Source organism: Streptomyces sp. L-9-10, assembly GCF_004151105.1.
GTDB lineage: Bacteria > Actinomycetota > Actinomycetes > Streptomycetales > Streptomycetaceae > Streptomyces.
The window spans coordinates 1-20,493 of record NZ_PHRF01000062.1 but is presented as its reverse complement, the minus strand read 5'-3'; the positions used below and the strand labels follow the sequence as shown (position 1 = coordinate 20,493).

Here is a 20,493-nt window from a genome sequence, read left to right as displayed (position 1 = left end):
GTCGTACCGCCTCCGGCGGAGGCCTACTTCTTGCGGCGACGCCCGCCGCTCGTGCCCTTCTGGGCCTTACGCCGCTCGGCGCGCGTCATCCCGTCCGACGTCGACCGCGTCGGCCCCTCGGCGCTCTGGAAGTCGCCCTCGACGATGCCGCCCTCGCCGTCCACCGTGGGAGCGGAGAAGTGCAGCCGGTCGGGCCGCTGCGGCGCGTCGAGACCCTTCGCGCGGATCTCCGGACGCGCGGTGCCCGCGGGCACCGCGTCGTCCTTCTTGGTGAGCGAGGGACGCTCGGCCGCGTCCTGCACCGGGACCTCCTCGACCTGCTGCTCGACCTGGACCTCCAGGTTGAACAGATAGCCGACGGACTCCTCCTTGATGCCGTCCATCATGGCGTTGAACATGTCGAAGCCCTCGCGCTGGTACTCGACCAGCGGGTCCTTCTGCGCCATGGCGCGCAGGCCGATGCCCTCCTGGAGGTAGTCCATCTCGTAGAGGTGCTCGCGCCACTTGCGGTCCAGGACGGACAGCACCACGCGCCGCTCCAGCTCGCGCATGATGTCCGAGCCGAGCTGGTTCTCGCGCTCCTCGTACTGGGCGTAGATGTCGTCCTTGACGGACTCCGCGATGAACTCGGCGGTGATCCCAGCGCGGTCGCCCGTCGCCTCCTCCAGCTCGTCCACCGTGACCTTCGTCGGGTAGAGCTGCTTGAAGGCTCCCCACAGCCGGTCGAGGTCCCACTCCTCGGCGAAGCCCTCGACGGTCTCCGCCTGGATGTACGCGTCGATCGTGTCGTCCATGAAGTGGCGCACCTGCTCCTGGAGGTCCTCGCCCTCCAGGACGCGGCGGCGCTCGCCGTAGATGACCTCACGCTGCCGGTTGAGCACCTCGTCGTACTTCAGGACGTTCTTGCGCGTCTCGAAGTTCTGCTGCTCGACCTGGGACTGGGCGGAGGCGATGGCGCGCGTCACCATCTTGTTCTCGATCGGGACGTCGTCCGGCACGTTGGCCATGGCCATCACGCGCTCGACCATCTGCGCCTTGAACAGCCGCATCAGGTCGTCGCCGAGGGAGAGGTAGAAGCGGGACTCGCCGGGGTCGCCCTGACGTCCTGAACGACCGCGCAGCTGGTTGTCGATACGGCGCGACTCGTGCCGCTCGGTGCCCAGGACGTACAGCCCGCCGAGGTCCTTGACCTCCTCGAACTCCGCCTTCACCGCCTGCTCGGCCTTCTCCAGCGCGGCCGGCAGGGCGGCGGCCCACTCCTCGACGTGCTCGACGGGGTCCAGGCCGCGCTGGCGCAGCTCCGCCTCCGCGAGATCGTCGGGGTTGCCGCCGAGCTTGATGTCCGTACCGCGTCCCGCCATGTTCGTGGCGACGGTGACGGCGCCCTTGCGGCCGGCCTGGGCGACGATCGTCGCCTCCCGGTCGTGCTGCTTGGCGTTGAGCACCTCGTGCTGGACACCGCGCTTGTTGAGCTGCTGCGAGAGGTACTCGGACTTCTCGACCGAGGTGGTGCCGACCAGGATCGGCTGCCCCTTCTCGTGCTTCTCCGCGATGTCGTCCACGACCGCCGCGAACTTGGCGACCTCGGTGCGGTAGATCAGGTCGGACTGGTCCATACGGACCATGGGCCGGTTCGTCGGGATCGGCACGACGCCCAGCTTGTAGATCTGGTGGAACTCGGCGGCCTCGGTCATGGCCGTACCGGTCATGCCGGAGAGCTTGCCGTAGAGACGGAAGAAGTTCTGGAGGGTGATCGTGGCGAGGGTCTGGTTCTCGTCCTTGATGTCCACCCCTTCCTTCGCCTCGATCGCCTGGTGCATGCCCTCGTTGTAGCGGCGGCCGGCGAGGATACGGCCGGTGTGCTCGTCGACGATCATGACCTCGCCGTCGATGACGACGTAGTCCTTGTCGTTCTTGAACAGTTCCTTGGCCTTGATGGCGTTGTTCAGATAACCGACGAGCGGGGTGTTCACCGACTCGTACAGGTTGTCGATGCCCAGCCAGTCCTCGACCTTGGACACACCGGGCTCATGAATGGCCACGGTGCGCTTCTTCTCGTCGACCTCGTAGTCGCCGGTCTCCTCGATGCCCTTGAGCGGGTTGCCCGCCTCGCCCCTCGTCAGCCGGGTGACCAGCTTGGCGAAGTCGCCGTACCACTTGGTGGCCTGGTCGGCGGGGCCGGAGATGATCAGCGGCGTACGGGCCTCGTCCACGAGGATCGAGTCGACCTCGTCGACGATGGCGTAGTTGTGGCCGCGCTGGACCAGCTCCTCCTGGGACCACGCCATGTTGTCGCGCAGGTAGTCGAACCCGAACTCGTTGTTCGTGCCGTACGTGATGTCGCAGGCGTACTGCTCACGGCGCTGCGCGGGCGACATGTTCGCCAGGATGCAGCCGACGTCGAGGTCCAGGAACTTGTGGACGCGGCCCATCATCTCGGAGTCGCGCTCGGCCAGGTAGTCGTTCACCGTGATCAGGTGGACGCCCTTGCCCGACAGCGCGTTGAGATACGCGGGCAGCGTGCCGACGAGGGTCTTGCCCTCACCGGTCTTCATCTCGGCGACATAGCCGAGGTGCAGGGCGGCGCCGCCCATCAGCTGCACGTCGTAGTGACGCTGGCCGAGGACGCGCTTGGCCGCCTCGCGGACGGTCGCGAAAGCCTCGGGGAGCAGGTCGTCAAGGCTCTCACCGTCGGCGTACCGCTCTTTGTACTCGGCGGTGAGCGCCCTCAACTCGGCGTCGGAGAGGGTTACGAAATCCTCTTCGATGGAGTTGACCTGGTCCGCGATGCGGTGCAGTTTGCGCAGGATCTTGCCTTCGCCTGCACGCATGAGCTTGTTGAAGACGGACACTGAGGTTGGTCTCCTTGCCGGTCGGGCCTGGCACGTGGGTCGGATACGGACACGGGCGCGGGCACGGCAGGCGGGCCCCACCGCAACGGCCATCGTAAGCGAGGACCCGCCCGCGCCGGGAGGGCCGAGGTCACGCGGGCCCGCCGACACCCGCAAGGAGAACGCTCGGGACCCGTGGAAGGTGCCGGTGAGACGGGAAAAGCACTCGTGCCGGGGGACCCGGCTCAGCAGAATCCGGCTATGGAACCCGTCACCCTCACCACCGAGCGCCTGCTGCTGCGCCCCCTCACCCCGGATGACGTCGATGACGTCCTCGCGGCCTGCCAGGACCCCGAGATCCAGCGCTGGGTCCCGATTCCCACACCGTACGAGCGGCAGCACGCGGAGCACTTCCTCACACGGATGGTCCCGGACGGCTGGCGGACGGCGACCAACTGCACCTTCGCCGTGGTGCCCGGAGCCGGGGGCCCGGTGATGGGCGCGGTCAACGCGCACTGTCAGTCGGGCACCTGGGAGGTCGGCTACTGGACGGCGAGGGAGCACCGCGGCCGGGGCTATACGGCGGAAGCCGCGCGGGCGGTGGCCCGCTGGGCCTTCACGGCGCTGGGCGCGCAGCGCCTGGAGTGGCGCGCCGAGGTCGGCAACGCGGGCTCGCGCGCGGTCGCGGAGAAGGCCGGTTTCGCGATGGAGGGCGTGCTGCGCGCCGCGCTGCTCCACAGGGACACGCTGCGGGACATGTGGATAGGCGCGCTGCTCCCGTCCGACCTGGGGCTGCCGGGTGCCCAGCCGTACCTGCCCTCCCAGGAGAGGAATGTGCCGGCGGGGGCCTGAGCGCTGCCGCCGGAGGCTGGGACGTGCCCGCGCGGGCCTGACTGTCAGTGCCGCGGTCTATCGTGCGGTCCATGACGACTGTGCCGCCCACCACCACCGAGCTGTCCGCTGACGAAGCCCGCCGGATAGCGCTGCGCGCCCAGGGATTCCTCGGCGCCCCCGACCGGCGCGGCGGGGTGCGGGGCGTGCTGCGCCATCTCGGAGCCGTCCAGCTGGACACGATCTCGGTGCTGGCGCGGTCGCACGAACTGATTCCGTACGCGCGCCTGGGCGCCGTCGGCCGCAGGACGGTCGAGGACGCGTACTGGACCCCCGCCCCGGCCGGTACGTCACCGTCACAGCCGCACGCCTTCGAGTACTGGTCGCACGCGGCGTGCATCCTGCCGGTCGAGGAGTGGCCGCACTTCGCCTTCCGCAGGCGCGCCTACCGCGCCCGCCCGCACTGGCACCACGAGCTGGCGGACGGCGCGTACGACACGGTGATCAAGCAGCTTGCCTCGGAGGGCCCGCTGACCGCCACGGAGCTGGGCGGCGCCAAGAACGGCGGGCCGTGGTGGGACTGGTCCGAGGCGAAGGTCGCCGTCGAGCGCGCGCTCATGTACGGCGAGGTGGTGTGCACCGAGCGGCGCGGCTGGAAGCGGGTCTACGACCTCGCGGAGCGGGCCATCCCGGACGAGTTCCTCCATGACGATCTGGACGACAGGGAATGCCTGCGCCGGCTCGTACGGCTCGCGGGCCAGTCGCTCGGGGTCGGTACGCGCGCCGATATCGCCGACTACCACCGGCTCAAGGGCGAGCAGGTCGACGCCGTGCTCGCGGACTCGGGGCTGGTGCCGGTGACGGTCGAGGGCTGGGGGAAACCGGCCTGGGCCGACCCGGAGGCGCTGGCGACCACACCGAGGGGGCGGCACCGCACGACGCTGCTGTCGCCCTTCGACTCCCTCATCTGGGAGCGGGCCCGCACGGAGCGGATCTTCGGCTTCACCCACCGGCTGGAGGCGTACGTCCCCAAGCCCAAGCGGGTGTACGGCTACTTCGCGATGCCGCTGCTGTCCGGGGGGAAGCTGCTGGGCCGTGTGGACCCGGCGCGCGAGGGGAAGACGCTCGTGGCGAAGCATGTGTCCCTGGAGACTCCCAAGGCAGTGCCGGCGATGGCCCAGGCCCTGCGGGAGGCGGCGGAGTGGGTCGGCTGCTCGGACGTGCGGGTGGAGCGGGTCGACGCGCCCGCGCTGCGCGGCCCGCTGGTGGACGCGCTCACCGCGCTCTGAGCGGCGCCGCCGGGGCCGGATATGTCACCGGGTCCGATTGCCCGGATACCGTCCTGCCCGGATACCGTCAGCGGATTTCGAGGATCTTCTCCCGCATCGCGTAGACCACGGCTTCCATCCGGGAGTGCAGTTGCAGCTTCTCCAGGATGTTGCGGACGTGGTTCTTCACCGTGTTCTCGGAGATGAACAACTCCTTGGCGATATCACGGTTGTTCATTCCCGTGGCGACCAGCTTGAGGACTTCCAGTTCGCGGTCGGTGAGACGCGGCGCCGGAACGAGCCTGCGTTCGTCCGTACGCTGAATCATCGATTTGAACTCGGTCAGCAGTTTGGACGCCATCGACGGGCTGATCTGTGACTGGCCGTCGGCCACGGCACGGATCGCGGTGGCCACTTCATCGGTGGAGATCTCCTTGAGGAGATAGCCGGTGGCGCCCGCCTTGATCGCGTCGTAGAGGTCGGCCTCCTCGTCGCTGATCGTGAGCATGATGATCTTGGCACTGGGGGCCACCTCCTTGATGGAGGTACAGGCCTCGATCCCGCCGCGCTTGGGCATCCGTACATCCATCAGCACGATGTCCGGCAGCAGATCGGCGGCCTTGTCGACGGCCTCCGCGCCGTCCCCGGCCTCTCCGACGACCTGGATGTCCTCCTCCTGGGCGAGGACGATCTCCAGTCCGCGGCGGAAGAGGGCGTGGTCGTCCACGACGAGGACCCGGATCGGCTCCCTCGGGGAGTCGCCCCGTTCCGCGGCGGCATCGGATCCGGCGCCGCCGATCGTGTCGTCGGCATCGTTCGCGTGATGCACCGGACCGAAGCTGTCCGCCATCGTTCCCTCCCCTGGAGGCCACGGCCCGAATTTCCCGGGGCCGGCCAACCGCAGTTCGCGGGCCACTTGTTGGCCGCGACGCCATGATTTCATGCCCGGGCGCCGAAGCGATGGCCCTTGGGGGCGCACAGCGGTGCCCCTGAGGCCGCGAAGGGCGCTCAGGGGCACCACGGGGGCATGGATTCCGGACGTATTCCGGCCGGATTCCGGCGTTCCCGGCCGGTGCGTCAACCGCCGAGGGCACCGCCCGCGCCGCCCGCTTCCGATCCGGCGAAGGGGTCCGTCCTGAGATGAATGACGCCGTAGTCGTAGGCATGGCGCCGGTAGACGACGCTGGGTTCCTTGGTGTCGGAATCGACGAACAGATAGAAGTCGTGCCCGACCAGCTCCATTTCGTAGAGCGCCTGATCGAGCGTCATCGGTGCGGCGACATGGGTCTTCTCCCGCACCACGAGCGGTCCTTCGCCCTGCACCTCGAGAGAGCCGACCATCGTGGTGGGAACCGCCTGTGCCGCCTCCTCCGCCGCGGTCTCGCCGTTCGCGTTCAACTGGGCGACCCCAGGAACGACCTCGACGACCTCGGCTGCCGACAACCGGCCGTTCCCCCGGCGGTTGTGGCGCTTCTCGTGCTGCTTGCGCAGCCGGGCCTCCAGCTTGCCGGTGGCCAGATCCAGTGCCGCGTACGGATCGGCCGCGGCCGCCTCCGCGCGGATCACAGGGCCGCGGGAGTGGAGCGTGATCTCCACCCGGTCGCACCGGTCCGCCTGCCGCGGGTTGTGCTCCTTGGACACCTCGACGTCGAGGCTGATCACCTTGCCGTCGAGCTTCTGGATCTTGTCCAGCTTCAGCTTCTCGGCCACGTGCTTGCGGAACCGCTCGGGCACCTCTGTCTTGCGGCCCTTGACGACGATGTCCACGCAGAACTCCGTTCCCGGATCACTCCGCCTCGCTGCGGAGTTACTCCCTGTTGCACCAGACCCCGGTAATCACCGGAGCCTCGGACTTGGCGACTTTCACCTCCTCCTCCCCCATCGGCGTGATCCCCATCCCCCGAACTTCCAAGGTTCTGAAAAACGCCGACGCAACACGGGGTATTCAGCGAGTCATGACTCGCGTCACTCCTCTTATCCGAACATAGACCTCCCGGACGGGTGTCGGCACCCGCTACCGGTACGTATCTCTGTTCAGTTGATTTCCTGCCCTCTATGCCTGGAACGATGCACGCCTCCGGTCAGTTCCGGTTTATTTCGAAGGAGAGGGGCGGCGCGGCGACAACTGCCGCGCTCACCCGGCCGCATCGCGGAATGCCGGGGCCGGTCGCGGCACGCAGTGCCCTCGCCGCCTCGACGAGCGAGGCGCCCGTCGTCATGAGATCGTCCACCAGCACCACCCTGCCGCCCTCCAGCAGCCTCGCGCCCCCGACGGCGACCTCCAGCGCCCCCGACAGGTTCGCCAGCCTCTGGCGGGCGCCGAGGCCCGTCTGGTCGGCCACCGCGCGCCGCTGCCGCAGCACCGGAAGGACCCGGCACGGCCTGTCGCCGCGCCGCAGCTCACCGGCGGCGGCCAGCGCGATCCTGCGCGCCGCGTCATGTCCCCGTGCCCCGACCGCGCGGCGCGTGGACGGCACCGGCACCAGCAGCAGCGGACCGACCCCCGTGCCCGACGGCACGGCGGCCTGTACGGCCCCGGCCAGCGCCCGCCCCAGCGGCGCCGCCATCCCGAGCGCCCCGCGCTCCTTGTGCGCCAGCAGCACGGCCCGTACGGCGTCCTCGTACGGCGCCGCGGCATGGACGGCCGGCAATCCCACGGGCTCCGGCGCGGGCCGTACCCGGCACGGCCAGGTGCCGTATAGGGCCCGTCCGCAGTCCTCGCACAGAGGTGTCCTGGGGCTCCCGCAGCCGCCACAGGCGACCGGCAGCACCAGGCCGGTGATCTCGCGCCACCACGCCCGCATGACAACCACTGTGCCAACGACGAGGGCGCCCGGCCACCCCTGTGGACAACTCGGTCAGGCAAAGATCCGGTTCGCTCCGGCACACTCCCGGGCGCCCGCTCCCGCGCGCGCCCGTGGGGCCACGACCGGCCGCGTACGCCTGTAAGCGACCGACCGCGTGCGCCTCTCCCGGCGGATACCTCGTATCAGCCGGGGTACACGGGCGACGAGCCCACCTCGACCATCGTCTGCCAGTTCCCCCCGGAGGGCAGCCGGACGATCCCGGCGTCGTCGGAATCGGCGACCAGCGGCTGCCGGTCGTCGTTCGCCGCCGCGATCGCGGTCACCTGGTTCAGACCGGGCAGCACGCCCGCGGCCGAGGTCGATCCATCGGTCTGGATGTAGCGCACCTGCTGCACACCACCGGACTCCTTGCCGACCACCACGAGCCGGCTCGGCCCCGCCCAGGACACCGCGGTCACCGTCTCCATCTGTGGTGCCACCGACTGGAGTTGCGCCACGGACACCGTCGGATCGGCCGCCGAGCCGCTCCGCTCCACCCGCCCGATCCGCAGCGTGGTCCGTCCGCCCTCGGACACCAGCAGGGCGATGCGTACGCCGTCCGCCGACACCCGCAGCCCCTGAATACGCCCGTCGCCGAGCCCGTCGACCGTGACCGGCAGCGGCGTACCGGTGCCCTCCGCGAACCTCAGCAGCCGCGGCTTGCCGGGGTCGCGGTCCGCGATCCACAGATCGCCGTGCCCGTCCCAGCTCGGCGGCGACAGCCTGCTGCGCGCCGGACCGTCGCTGGACACCAGCGCGGGAGCCAGCTCGCCGTCCGACAGTATGGAAGACACATAGAGCGACTTGGCGTCCTCCGTGACACCCGCCGCGCGCTTCTCGTCACGGGCCACCGCGACCGAACCGAGCTTCACACCGCCACTGCCGAACGGTCCGATGACATGCGACCGGTCGGCGGTCTCGTCGACGCCCGCCTGCAGCAGCGACAGCCGCCCGTGGTCGTCGACGAAGTACGGGCTGTCGGGCCGGCCGGTGGTGCGGTCGGGCGCGAACTCCTCGGCCTGGTCGCCGCTGAGCACACAGAGCGAGGACCCGTCGGCCAGCAGCTCGACCTGCCCGACCGGTGTGGACGTGAGATCCCGCAGGGTGAAGAGCAGTTGCGCCGCCATCTTCCGGCACTGCGTACGGCCCGCCTTGGACGCCTTGTCGTTCAGCGGCACCTTGAGGGCGTTGCGGTCGTCGAACTCCAGCGACCTGGTGCCCTTCTGGAGTGCCGTACCGGGAGGGAAGGGCGAGTCGACCACCGGCTTCAGCCAGTTCGTCGGCCCGTCGAGCAGCACCTTGACCGCCTGGGTCACCGGATCCATCCGGGTCGTGGGGTCTATTCGCTGACGGATGTATACGGGGTCGGCGACCAGCCAATTCTCCCCCGACGCGAAGTAATACTTATTGACCGAACGGTAGTTGCGCTGGAAGTCCGACTCACCGAGCACCAGCCCCTGCGGCAGGCTGTCGATGCGCCACTCCTTGGCGCCCCCGGCGTTCTGCCGGACCAGCCTGATCTCTCCGGCGTAGTCACTCGGTTCGGTCGGCTGGTAGGCGTGCACGGAGTCCACGTCCGCGATCCGGTCGCCGTACAGCGGGTAGGTGAGGGAGGAGGCGGTGCCGGCGAGCTCCTTCGGGCCCGCCGGGTCGGGAGCGGCGCGCAGCACCGTCGTACCGGCGCCCGGCTGCCAGTACTCCGACGCCTTCTTCGTCAGATACTTCCTGGCCATCGCGAAGTCGGGATCGTCACTGGTCATGGCTTCGAGGAAGCCGTTGACGATCTCGTCGGGCTCCGCCTTCTCCCGGGGCGGCACGGCGTACACCCGCACCTGGGACTCACCGGGCGGCGATGCCTTGACCGGCTCGACATCGCCGCTGTCAGGGATCGCCGCGCACCCGGCCAGCAGCGCGGCGACGGCCGCGAGCAGCACCGGCGTCCGGGCCGCGCTCCCCGGCCGGCGGCGACGGCGATCAGCGCCCACGAATGGTGTCCTCCCGCTCCGGAGCCCGGTGTGCAGAGTGATCGGAGCGATCGGATTCGCTCTCGGACGGTCGTTCCCCCGTGGGACGCGCCACCACCCGCGCGCCGCTGCCGGGCAGAGCCGCCGGGTCCACCGTCGCGGTCGTACGGGGCGGGGCGGGCACACCGGGTGCTCCGGCCGGCGCGGAGCGGTCCGCACCCGGCTGGAGCGGCACACTGGCCAGCCGCTGCGCGGTCTCCTTGAGGTCCTGGCCGCCGCCGCGCTCGCGGTTGCGGCGGGAGTCCTCGGGCTCCAGCGGTATGGGCGAGCCGCGCAGCGCCTCGTCAGCCGTACGCGGCAGCGTCAGCCGGAACTGGGAGCCGCCGCCCGGCTCTCCCCACGCCTGGAGCCAGCCGCCGTGCAGCCGGGCGTCCTCGACGGCGATCGACAGTCCGAGACCGGTCCCCCCGGTCGTCCTGGCACGGGCGGGATCGGCCCGCCAGAAGCGGTTGAACACCCGCGTCGCCTCGCCGGGCTTGAGCCCGACGCCGTAGTCGCGTACGGCGATGGCGACCGCCCCGCCCGCCGCGCCCAGCCGTACGACGACATCCCGTCCCTCGCCGTGCTCGACGGCGTTGACGACGAGATTGCGCAGCACCCGCTCGACCCGGCGCGCGTCGGCCTCGGCGACGACGGGCTGCTCGTCCCCGAGGACCCGGATCCTGCTGCCCTTGCGCTCCGCCAGCGGCTCGGCGCCGCCGATCACCCGCCGCACCACTTCGCGCAGATCTATCGGCTCGGCCTCCAGCGCCGCCGCGCCCGCGTCGAAACGGCTGATCTCCAGCAGATCCGACAGCAGCGACTCGAAGCGGTCCAGCTGGTCACCGAGCAGTTCGGCCGAGCGCGCCGTCACCGGATCGAAGTCACCGCGTGCCTCATGGATGACGTCGGCGGCCATCCGCACCGTCGTCAGAGGCGTGCGCAGCTCGTGCGAGACGTCTGAGACGAAGCGCCGCTGCATCCTGGAGAGCTCCTCCAGCTGCTGGATCTTGAGCTGGAGGTTCTGCGCCATCTTGTTGAAGGCTTCACCGAGACGGGCGATGTCGTCCTCGCCTGTGACCTTCATCCGCTCCTGGAGACGGCCGGTGGAGAGCCGCTCGGCGATCCCCGCGGCCATCCGTACGGGCGTGACGACCTGCCGCACCACCAGCCAGGCGATCGCCCCGAGCAGCACGACCACGAAGAGCCCGGCCGTGGCGAGCGTGCCCTTCACCAGGTTGAGCGACTGCCCCTCCTGCGTCAGCGGAAATATGTAGTACAGCTCGTACGCGTTACGGTCCACATCGTTCAGCCGCTTGCCGATGATCAGCCCCGGCTCCGGCGCCCGGTCCTCGGTGGCCCCGGTGTACTTGATCTGGGCGTACGCCTGGAACGCCCCGGTCCCCTGCGCGACCGCCGCCCGCAGATCCGCGGGAACGCTGGCGAAGTCCACCCCGCCCGAGACGCGCGGCGCCCGGCTCGTGGACACGGCGTCCGCCGCGTCGGGGCTCAGCGCCACCACGTTGAACGCGCCCGGACCGCCACTGGCCAGCTGTTCGACGAGATCGGACCGCCAGTTGACGGAGTTCCTCCCCGACCTGCCGTTCGTCCCGTCGCCCTCCCGGGCCCCGGGAGCCGCCGGAGCGTCGGCCTTCTCCTTCGCCACGGTGAACCCGCCGGCCGCCTGGCTCTGGGCGGCCTTCTCCTTGGCCTCCAGCAGACCGTTGCGGACCTGGCCGAAGACCACGAACCCCAGCAGCAGCACCACACCGAGCGACATCAGCAGCGTGGCCGCGACGACCCTCAGCTGGATATTGCGCCGCCACAGCCGTACGGCGGGCAGCAGCGGACGCCGCACCCAGCGCACCAGGAGCCGCAGCACCGGTCCGCCGGGCGAGCCGTCCTGAAGCAGCCTGCCGCTCTGGAACAGCCGGACGAACCGGGCAAGCGCATGGCCCGGCCCGGCAGCCCGCCCCGCACGGACTCCCGGCTCACCGGGCTTCGGAGCAGCGCTGCCGCCGGTCATGTCAGCTCGGTCCCGCCTTGTAACCGACCCCGCGGACGGTCACCACGATCTCGGGCCGCTCGGGGTCCTTCTCGACCTTGGAGCGCAGCCGCTGCACATGCACATTGACCAGCCGGGTGTCCGCGGCGTGCCGGTACCCCCACACCTGCTCAAGAAGCACCTCACGGGTGAACACCTGCCACGGCTTACGGGCGAGCGCGACCAGCAGGTCGAACTCCAGCGGAGTCAGGGCGATGGACTGCCCCTCCCGCTTCACCGAGTGGCCCGCCACATCGATGACCAGGTCACCTATGGCCAGCTGCTCCGGCGCCGGCTCCTCGGACCTGCGCAGCCGCGCCCTGATACGCGCCACCAGCTCCTTCGGCTTGAACGGCTTGACGATGTAGTCATCGGCCCCGGACTCCAGCCCGACCACCACATCGACCGTGTCGCTCTTGGCCGTGAGCATGACGATGGGCACGCCGGACTCGGCCCTGATCAGCCGGCACACCTCGATACCGTCCCGGCCGGGCAGCATCAGATCCAGCAGCACCAGATCCGGCTTCGCCTCACGGAAAGCGGCGAGTGCCTTGTCACCGTCCGCTACGAACGACGGCTCGAAACCTTCACCACGCAGCACAATGCCGAGCATCTCGGCCAGTGCGGTGTCGTCATCGACGACAAGGACACGTCCCTTCATATCGACATCATCCCATTTTCATTTCCGTTGCGTAGACAGGCGTGACCCACCTCACTGAGCAGCGGCAACGTGCACCGATATCTGTCAGTGACCGTCGCTGTCCGCTGTCATTGATGTCAACCGCTGATGTCAAGCTCGTCCCCCATCGATCCGGCCATGGCCGTCTCCCGTCGTCAGCACACGGTAGTGGAGCGGACGGGCTCACAGGGTGTTCCGACCGGAGCGCGATGCTAGACAGCCTGGCCCTGGTCACCAGGATCGACGCCCCGGAGATCGGCTTTCCGGGCCTCCTCGACCTCCGCCGAGGCGTCCGGGCCGAGGCACACCGCCACGTGCGCGGGCATGACCAGCTCACCGGGCATGGGCTCGACCCCTCGGATACGGACGGCCACAAAGCCGGTCGGCACCTGCGAGCGTCGCGCCCGAAGGGGTATCAGCCGCCACCGGTACCTGGAGGGAACGTCCTTCGCCGGCAGTTCTCTCGACGCGAGGTCGACCCACCGGTCGTAGTTGGTCGGGTAGGGCCGCAGAAGTCCGTTGCACTCGGGGCACAGGGGCGGCCCGACCGCGTCGAAGTCGTCAGGCCCCGGCTCGGCCCTCGGCGGTGCGCCGGCTCCTTCGTAGCGGGCCAGGTCGTCGGCGAAGTCGTTCCAACAGGCGTCGCAGAGTTCGGCCATGGGGAAGGCCCGGCCCCGCATGCGGACCGTCGGATCCGGCTCACCACAGCTCTGGCACGTGCTTCCGATGGCTCCTGTCAGGGCCCCCATACACCCGAGTGTGAAGCGGCATACTCGGTCCGCAGTAGGGCGCGATTCAGCCGAATTGCCGCCCTATGACTGCTACCTCACCTTCACCACACGCCCAACTCACCGCTCAAACCGCCTGCTTGGGCAAGCGGCTCGGATCAGCCGACTGGAAGCCGTCCACCGGTCCGACGCCGGCCCACACCGCTGTCACCGATGGATGTCACGACCCCCTTCCCACGCGTCGGCGCAGGTCGGGGGCCGCTCCCGTCGCTCAGCGCGGCATCATCGGATGGACTCGTCGTTACGGCGGCGTGCCCTGGCGCACAGCTCCGCGATTCCGTCCCCGGTTACCGGGGACAGCGCGCCGTACTCGGTGACGATCGCCGTCACCAGTTCCGGAGGGGTGACATCGAAGGCCGGGTTGAACGCCTGCGTTCCCAGCGGTGCCACCGGCATTCCGCCTCCCCCTTCCGCTCCCGCCACCGCCGTCCGCGGCGGCGTGAGCTCCGTCACTTCCTGTCCCGGCCGCTGCTCCACTTCGATCGACGCCCCGTCAGGGGTGTCGAGATCGATCGTCGTGGTCGGGGCGACCACGACGAACGGCACATGGTGGTACCCGGCCAGTACGGCGAGCGGATAACTCCCCACCTTGTTCGCCACCGATCCGTCGGCCGCGATCCGGTCCGCCCCGATCAGGACGGCGTCCACTTCGCCCGCCGCGAAGAGCGAACCCGCCGCGTTGTCCGTGAGCAAGGTGTACGCCATCCCGTTACGAGCCGCCTCGTACGCCGTCAGCCGGGCGCCCTGGAGAAGGGGACGGGTCTCGTCCACCCACAGGCGCCGCAGCCGCCCGGCCCGGTGGGCCGACAACGCCACGGCGAACGCGGTGCCCTCCCCACCCGAGACGAGCGCCCCGGTATTGCAGTGGGTCAGGATCCGGTGGCCGCCACCCGGCAGCAGTTCATCGAGGAGCGACAGCCCGAACGCCGCCATCTGGGCGCTGGCCTCGGCATCTTCGCGGTGCAGCCGCCTGGCCTCGGCGAGAGCCGCGGCCCCCGCCTGCTCCGGATCGGCGCCCTTCGCGACAGCGGTCCGGTACGCGTCATGCGCCCGCCGCACCCCGTAGCCGAGGTTCACCGCGGTGGGCCGCGCCCCGGCCAGCCGCTCCGCCGCGTCCTCCACGTCGAAGCCCCGTACGGCGGCCAGCGCCACCCCGTACGCGCCCGCGATGCCCAGCAGCGGCGCCCCGCGTACCGCCAGCGCCCTGATCGCCCGTACCAGAGCCGGTACGTCCGTGCAGACCAGTTCGGTCTCCTCGGCCGGAAGTCTCGTCTGGTCGAGAAGTACGAGTACGGGCCCTTCTGGCGGCTCGTCCCAGCGGATCGAGGGAAGCATGGGCGGCCCGGAACCGGCCGGGGTTCGTGCGTACTGATCAGCCATCCGCTCAGTCTGCCCGCTACGGCACGGACAATGAAGGCGAGGACGGAGCCGAGAAGGAGATACAGCCCCCGGTCCGCCGGGGCACGGCGCGTGGCACGATGGCTGCCAGCCCGCCGCCCCGCTCCGCGGACAGGCGCTGTCGAAGTGCCGGCTCGCCGAGCAGGCCCCGCAACCAAACCACGAGGTGGACGACCGTGAACGACACTCCGGGCTGGGCCTCGCCCGGATCCGCCCCGTCCGACGGCCAGGACTCCGGTGTCCCCGGGCCCGCCGTGCCCGCCGACGACACCGGCTCCTCCTCGAAGTGGTCCGCGGCCCAGCCGCCGCCCGGTCAGTGGTCCCCGCCGAGCGCTCCCGGCACGGGACCGGCCATTCCCCGGCCCACGCAGGGCTGGGGCGGGCCCGCCCGGGGCGGCGGCCCTGGTCACGGCTGGGGCCCGCCGCCCGCCGCCAAGCCGGGTGTCATCCCGCTCCGGCCTCTCGGGGTCGGCGAGATCCTCGACGGCGCCGTCTCCACCATGCGCACCCACTGGCGGGTGGTGCTCAGCGTCGCCCTCGCCGTCGCCGTGGTCTCCCAGATCAGCGACATCCTCTTCCGCCGCTACCTGCTCCCGGAGCCGGTCGAACTCGACCCGAACGCGACCCCGTCGGAACTCCTCAGCCAGACCGCCGACTCGCTCTCGTCCACCCTCGTATCCGAGCTCCCGTCGCTCGCCATCCTGGTGATCGGCACCCTGTTCACCACGGCCGTGCTCACCGTAGTGATCAGCCGGTCCGTACTGGGGCGCCCCGTCACGCTCTCGGAAGCCTGGAACGAGGCCCGTCCCCGGCTCCCCCAATTGCTGGGCCTGACCCTGCTGCTGCCGCTGATGAGTGCCGCCATCATGACCGCGGCGATCCTGCCCGGCCTGCTGATGGGCTCCGTCGGAGGGGCCGCGCTCACCGCGCTCGGCGGCATGGCCGGCCTCGTCGTGATCGTGTGGCTGATGGTCCGCTTCAGCCTCGCGTCCCCGGCGCTCATGCTGGAACGTCAGAGTGTGCTGTCCGCCATGCGCCGCTCCGCCAAGCTCGTCACGGGCGCCTGGTGGCGCACTTTCGGCGTGCTGCTTCTTACGCTGCTGATTTCCTTCCTCATCTCCCTGATCATCGCCATCCCGTTCGTCATCATCGCCACCGCGGTGGACAGCGAGGGTCTCGCCGGTCTGTACTCCGGCAACGGCCCGGACTACGGCTGGCCGTACCTGATCGTCACCGGTATCGGCTCGGTGATCGCCTCCACGATCACCTATCCGATCTCCGCCGGCGTGACCGTGCTCCTCTACATCGACCAGCGCATCCGGCGCGAGGCCCTCGACCTCGAACTGGCTCGGGCCGCGGGCGTGGCGGGCTACGGCACGCAGCCCCCGGGCCACGGCTCCCCGGGGAACTGACGCGGTGTCCACCACGGGGGCGGCGGTCATCGCACGGCAGGTGATCCGCGCGGACGACGGCATACCGGTGGACACCCCTCGCGTTCCCGCCCGCGAAGCGGCGGAGCGGGAGCTGTCCAGGCCGATGTACCACGAGAACGACCCGAACCTCCTCCAGCGCGCACTCAACCGCTTCTGGGAGTGGGTCGGCGACCTCTTCGACTCCGCCTCCGGCGTGGCCCCCGGCGGCCCACTCGGTCTTGTCGTCATCGCGCTGATCGTGGTCGCCCTCTTCGCCGCCCTCTGGTGGCGACTGGGCAGCCCGCGCCGCATACCCGGAACAGCGCGCACGCTCTTCGACGCGAGCCCCCGCAGCGCGGCGGAACACCGCGCCACCGCGGAAACGCACGCCGCCGCCGGACGCTGGAACCAGGCCGCCCAGGAACGCATGCGCGCCATCGTCCGCTCCCTGGAGGAACGCGCCCTGCTCGATCCCCGCCCCGGCCGCACCGCCGACGAGGCCGCCTCCGAAGCCGGCCGCCCCCTCCCCGGCCACGCGACCCGACTGCGCACGGCCGCCAGGGAATTCGACGACATCACATACGGAGGCCGCACCGCCGACGAGGACACATACCGGCGGCTGCGCGCACTCGATCTCGATCTGGAAAGCGCGAAGCCACAGCTGAGCACCGCCTCCGGAGGAACGGCCGAGTGACCTCCACGATCAGCTCCACCTCGCTCTCCCCCACCACCCGGCAGGTCTGGACCCGCAGCCGCGGAGTGGTCCTCGCGCTCGTCCTTCTGCTCGCGGCCGGAATCACCATGGCCGCCCTCAGCTCCGGTGACCAGCACGGCCGCCTCGACCCGCGCTCCGCCGACCGGTCCGGCAGCCGCGCCGTGGCCGAACTCCTCAAGGACCGGGGAGTCTCCGTCGAACCCGTCACGACGCTGGACGACGCCACCGCCGCGGCCGGCCCCGACACCACACTCCTCGTCACCAACCCCGATCTGCTGACGGAACATCAGCAGCGCTCCCTGCGTGCCGCGACGGAGTCCTCGGGAGGCCGCACCGTTCTGCTCGGCGCCGGCCCGCCCTCCGTCGGCACCCTGGTGCCCGGCGTCCTTACGAACACCCCCGCGCCGGTCTCGGCACGAGCCCCGCGCTGCTCGCTGCCCGCCGCCGACCGCGCGGGCACCGCCGACATCGGCGGGGAGCGGTACGTCACCGACACCGCCGATGTCGACGCCTGCTACATGAGCGACGGCGTGCCGACCCTGGTCAGGATCAGGGACACCGGCACCGAAGCCGGTGACACCGTTCTCCTCGGCTCTCCCGACATCCTGTACAACGACCGTCTCGACCAACGCGGCAACGCGTCGCTGGCCCTTCAGCTCCTCGGCTCCCGGCCTCATCTCGTCTGGTACCTCCCCTCGCTCAGTGATGGATCCGCCGCCGAGACCGGCGGCGACAGTGACTTCCTCGGCCTCATCCCCTCCGGCTGGCTCTGGGGCGCTTTCCAGCTCTTCCTGGCCGCAGTGCTCGCCGCCGTCTGGCGTGCCCGCAGGCTGGGCCCGCTCGTGGCCGAACGGCTCCCCGTCGCCATCCGGGCCTCGGAGTCCGCCGAGGGCCGTGCCCGCCTGTACCGCAAGGTGAACGCCAGGGACCACGCCGCCGCGGCCCTGCGCTCGGCGACCCTCGACCGCCTCGCGCCCCTCCTCGGCGTGTCGCCGGCCGGCGCACACTCCCCCGACGTCCTGATCCCCGCCGTCTCCGCACGGCTCCCGGACACCACCCTGGATCCGCGCACCCTGCTCTTCGGTCCGGCGCCGACCGATGATGCCGCTCTTGTCCGCCTCGCGGACCAACTCGACGCCCTCGAAAGAGAGGTACGCACCTCATGAGTGCCCCGACCGCACAGAACGCCGCGAACACCGATAACGCCGGGATCCCCGACAGCGCCCGCGCTTCCCTGGAGGCCCTGCGCACGGAGATCGCGAAGGCGGTGGTCGGCCAGGACCCCGCCGTCACCGGGCTTGTGGTCGCCCTGCTCTGCAGGGGGCACGTGCTCCTCGAAGGAGTCCCCGGCGTCGCGAAGACCCTCCTCGTACGGGCACTCGCCGCGTCCCTCGAACTCGACACCAAGCGCGTCCAGTTCACCCCCGACCTCATGCCGAGTGACATCACCGGCTCCCTCGTCTACGACGCGAGAACCGCGGAGTTCTCCTTCCAGCCAGGTCCCGTCTTCACTCATCTGCTCCTGGCCGACGAGATCAACCGCACGCCGCCCAAGACCCAGTCGGCGCTGCTGGAGGCAATGGAGGAGCGACAGGTCACGGTCGACGGCACCCCGCGCCCGCTACCCGATCCGTTCCTGGTGGCCGCCACCCAGAACCCGGTCGAGTACGAAGGCACTTACCCCCTCCCCGAGGCACAGCTCGACCGATTCCTCCTGAAACTGACCGTCCCGCTGCCGTCCCGCGAGGACGAGGTCAGTGTCCTGACTCGCCATGCGCAGGGCTTCAACCCGCGTGACCTCCAGGCCGCAGGGGTACGGCCCGTCGCCGGGCCCGCCGACCTGGAAGCGGCACGCGCCGCAGTCGCGAGGACAACCGTCACCCCCGAGATCGCTGGCTATGTCGTCGATATCTGCCGTGCCACTCGTGAATCCCCCTCACTCGCACTCGGCGTCTCCCCACGAGGCGCCACCGCCCTGCTCTCCACCGCTCGCGCCTGGGCCTGGCTCACCGGCCGGGACTATGTCACCCCCGACGATGTGAAAGCCCTGGCCCTCCCCACACTCCGCCATCGCGTCCAACTCCGGCCCGAGGCCGAGATGGAGGGCGTCACGACCGACTCCGTCATCACCGCGATACTCGCCCATGTCCCCGTCCCCCGATGAGACGGTGAACTCTCGTGGCCCTCACCGGACGAACCGCGCTGCTCGCGGCCCTCGGCTCACTCCCCGTCGGCCTCTTCGCCCTCAGCTGGGCGGGCATCCTTGCCGTCAACGCCCCGCTCTCGCTAGCAATTCTGTGCGACTACGCCCTTGCCGCACCAGTGCGAACGCTCCGATTCACCCGAAGTGGTGATACGTCAGTTCGACTCGGTGACGGCGTCGAGGTCCATCTCACCGTCACGAACCCCTCGGGCCGAAGCCTGCGCGCCCATCTCCGCGACGCCTGGCCGCCCAGCAGCCGGCTCCCCGGCACCGAGCAGGCGGCATCACGCCACGAGGTGCTCGTGCCCGCAGGCGAACGCCGACGGCTGACCACGGTGCTCCGCCCCACTCGCCGCGGCGACCGGCGGGCTGAACGGGTCACGGTGCGCTCATTCGGGCCCCTGGGTCTGGCAGCCCGCCAGGGCCACCACGAAGTCCCTTGGACCGTGCGGGTGCTGCCCCCGTTCCGTAGCCGCAAGCACCTGCCCTCCAGACTCGCCCGCCTAAGAGAACTCGACGGCCGGGCAAGCCTGCTGACCCGCGGCGACGGCACCGAGTTCGACAGCCTCCGCGCGTACGTCCCCGGTGACGACACCCGGTCCATCGACTGGCGGGCCACCGCGCGCCAGTCCGCCGTCGCCGTACGAACCTGGCGTCCCGAACGGGACCGGCACATCCTCGTCGTGCTCGACACCGGCCGCACCTCGGCCGGCCGGGTCGGCGATGTCCCCCGTCTCGACGCGGCCATGGACGCCACACTGCTCCTCGCCACGCTCGCCTCGCGAGCAGGTGATCGACTGGACCTCCTCGCCTACGACCGCCGCACCCGCGCCCAGGTCAGGGGCCATGCGGCGGGGGACATTCTGCCCGCACTGGTGAACGCGCTGGCCCCGCTCGAACCGGAACTCGTGGAGACGGACGCGCGCGGCCTCGCCGCGGCCACGCTCAAGAACGCAGCACGTCGATCCCTCATCGTGCTGCTCACCACCCTCGACGCCGCACCTATCGAGGAGGGGCTTCTCCCGGTCCTGCCTCAGTTGAACCGACGCCATACGGTCCTGGTGGCGTCCGTCGCGGATCCTCATGTCGAGGAGATGAGCCGGGAGCGGGGCACAGTGGACGCGGTCTACGAAGCCGCCGCCGGCACACAGGCACAGGCTCAGCGACGTCGTACGGCAGAACAATTGCAGCGCTACGGCGTCACTGTCGTGGATGCCACTCCGGAGGACCTCGCGCCGGCCCTCGCCGACGCGTATCTGGCGCTCAAGGCCGCTGGACGTCTCTGAGAGCGAAGGTGTATAGCCACTGCCCTGTAATGGGCCGCCCCAATTGAACCGGCGGCCCATTGCAGGCTGCTGCCTCAAGGTATGGACCCACAACGCAGGAATGCCCCGCACCAAAGGTGCGGGGCATTCCCATCAAAAATTGTTCGGCGGCGTCCTACTCTCCCACAGGGTCCCCCCTGCAGTACCATC

General features: G+C 70.3%; 16 protein-coding genes. 7 read left to right on the top strand and 9 right to left on the bottom strand.

Annotated elements, in window-relative coordinates; translation table 11 throughout:
- Nucleotides 1–23: 23 nt before the first annotated feature.
- Entirely contained in the window at nt 24–2,852 is a 2,829-nt protein-coding gene (secA, locus tag CU044_RS16690; protein ID WP_129769392.1) for a preprotein translocase subunit SecA, read from the bottom strand.
- A 240-nt stretch (nt 2,853–3,092) separates the two neighbouring features.
- Between secA and CU044_RS16685 the strand changes: the two genes are divergently transcribed.
- Nucleotides 3,093–3,683 (top strand): GNAT family N-acetyltransferase, encoded by a 591-nt coding sequence (locus CU044_RS16685; RefSeq protein ID WP_129769390.1) that lies wholly within the window; start codon nt 3,093–3,095, stop codon nt 3,681–3,683.
- A gap of 71 nt (nt 3,684–3,754) precedes the next feature.
- On the top strand, nt 3,755–4,951 hold the full coding sequence (locus tag CU044_RS16680; RefSeq protein ID WP_129769389.1) for a crosslink repair DNA glycosylase YcaQ family protein: 1,197 nt from the start codon (nt 3,755–3,757) through the stop codon (nt 4,949–4,951).
- Between the two features lie 67 nt (nt 4,952–5,018).
- Here the strand turns inward: CU044_RS16680 and CU044_RS16675 are convergent, their stop codons facing one another.
- The 8 genes from CU044_RS16675 to mtnA form a co-directional block, all read right to left on the bottom strand.
- Nucleotides 5,019–5,780, bottom strand: coding sequence for a response regulator transcription factor (locus tag CU044_RS16675; RefSeq protein ID WP_129769387.1), 762 nt, complete (start codon nt 5,778–5,780; stop codon nt 5,019–5,021).
- Nucleotides 5,781–6,007: 227 nt separating this feature from the next.
- Complete coding sequence (gene raiA / locus CU044_RS16670) at nt 6,008–6,697, bottom strand: ribosome-associated translation inhibitor RaiA (RefSeq protein WP_129769385.1); 690 nt, start codon at nt 6,695–6,697, stop codon at nt 6,008–6,010.
- A gap of 314 nt (nt 6,698–7,011) precedes the next feature.
- Nucleotides 7,012–7,734, bottom strand: a complete 723-nt coding sequence (locus CU044_RS16665; protein ID WP_129769383.1) for a phosphoribosyltransferase family protein — start codon at nt 7,732–7,734, stop codon at nt 7,012–7,014.
- 185 nt (nt 7,735–7,919) lie between these two features.
- Nucleotides 7,920–9,710, bottom strand: a complete 1,791-nt coding sequence (locus CU044_RS16660; protein WP_129769409.1) for an LpqB family beta-propeller domain-containing protein — start codon at nt 9,708–9,710, stop codon at nt 7,920–7,922.
- Between the two features lie 40 nt (nt 9,711–9,750).
- Nucleotides 9,751–11,805, bottom strand: coding sequence for an MtrAB system histidine kinase MtrB (gene mtrB / locus CU044_RS16655; RefSeq protein WP_129769382.1), 2,055 nt, complete (start codon nt 11,803–11,805; stop codon nt 9,751–9,753).
- A gap of 1 nt (nt 11,806) precedes the next feature.
- Nucleotides 11,807–12,484: a two-component system response regulator MtrA gene (gene mtrA, locus CU044_RS16650; protein ID WP_005486885.1), complete on the bottom strand. Its 678-nt coding sequence runs from the start codon at nt 12,482–12,484 to the stop codon at nt 11,807–11,809.
- 230 nt (nt 12,485–12,714) lie between these two features.
- Nucleotides 12,715–13,251 (bottom strand): DUF6083 domain-containing protein, encoded by a 537-nt coding sequence (locus tag CU044_RS16645; RefSeq protein WP_129769381.1) that lies wholly within the window; start codon nt 13,249–13,251, stop codon nt 12,715–12,717.
- Between the two features lie 261 nt (nt 13,252–13,512).
- The gene (gene mtnA / locus CU044_RS16640; RefSeq protein ID WP_129769380.1) at nt 13,513–14,670 is read right to left on the bottom strand and encodes an S-methyl-5-thioribose-1-phosphate isomerase; all 1,158 of its coding nucleotides are present in this window, start codon (nt 14,668–14,670) and stop codon (nt 13,513–13,515) included.
- Between the two features lie 194 nt (nt 14,671–14,864).
- Here mtnA and CU044_RS16635 point away from each other — a divergent pair, with 194 nt between their 5' ends.
- Genes CU044_RS16635 through CU044_RS16615 form a run of 5 tightly spaced genes read left to right on the top strand, consistent with a single transcriptional unit; the run spans nt 14,865 to nt 20,304 of the window.
- Entirely contained in the window at nt 14,865–16,100 is a 1,236-nt protein-coding gene (locus CU044_RS16635) for a hypothetical protein (RefSeq protein ID WP_129769379.1), read from the top strand.
- Nucleotides 16,101–16,104: 4 nt separating this feature from the next.
- Nucleotides 16,105–16,794, top strand: coding sequence for a DUF4129 domain-containing protein (locus CU044_RS16630; protein WP_240045649.1), 690 nt, complete (start codon nt 16,105–16,107; stop codon nt 16,792–16,794).
- Entirely contained in the window at nt 16,791–17,981 is a 1,191-nt protein-coding gene (locus CU044_RS16625; protein WP_129769378.1) for a DUF4350 domain-containing protein, read from the top strand. The genes CU044_RS16630 and CU044_RS16625 overlap by 4 nt, the downstream gene beginning before the upstream one ends.
- Complete coding sequence (locus CU044_RS16620; RefSeq protein ID WP_129769377.1) at nt 17,978–18,979, top strand: MoxR family ATPase; 1,002 nt, start codon at nt 17,978–17,980, stop codon at nt 18,977–18,979. The genes CU044_RS16625 and CU044_RS16620 overlap by 4 nt, the downstream gene beginning before the upstream one ends.
- Nucleotides 18,980–18,993: 14 nt before the next feature.
- Nucleotides 18,994–20,304 carry a DUF58 domain-containing protein gene (locus tag CU044_RS16615; protein ID WP_129769376.1) on the top strand — a complete coding sequence of 437 codons (1,311 nt, stop codon included), beginning with the start codon at nt 18,994–18,996 and terminating at the stop codon, nt 20,302–20,304.
- The last annotated feature ends 189 nt before the right edge of the window (nt 20,305–20,493 follow it).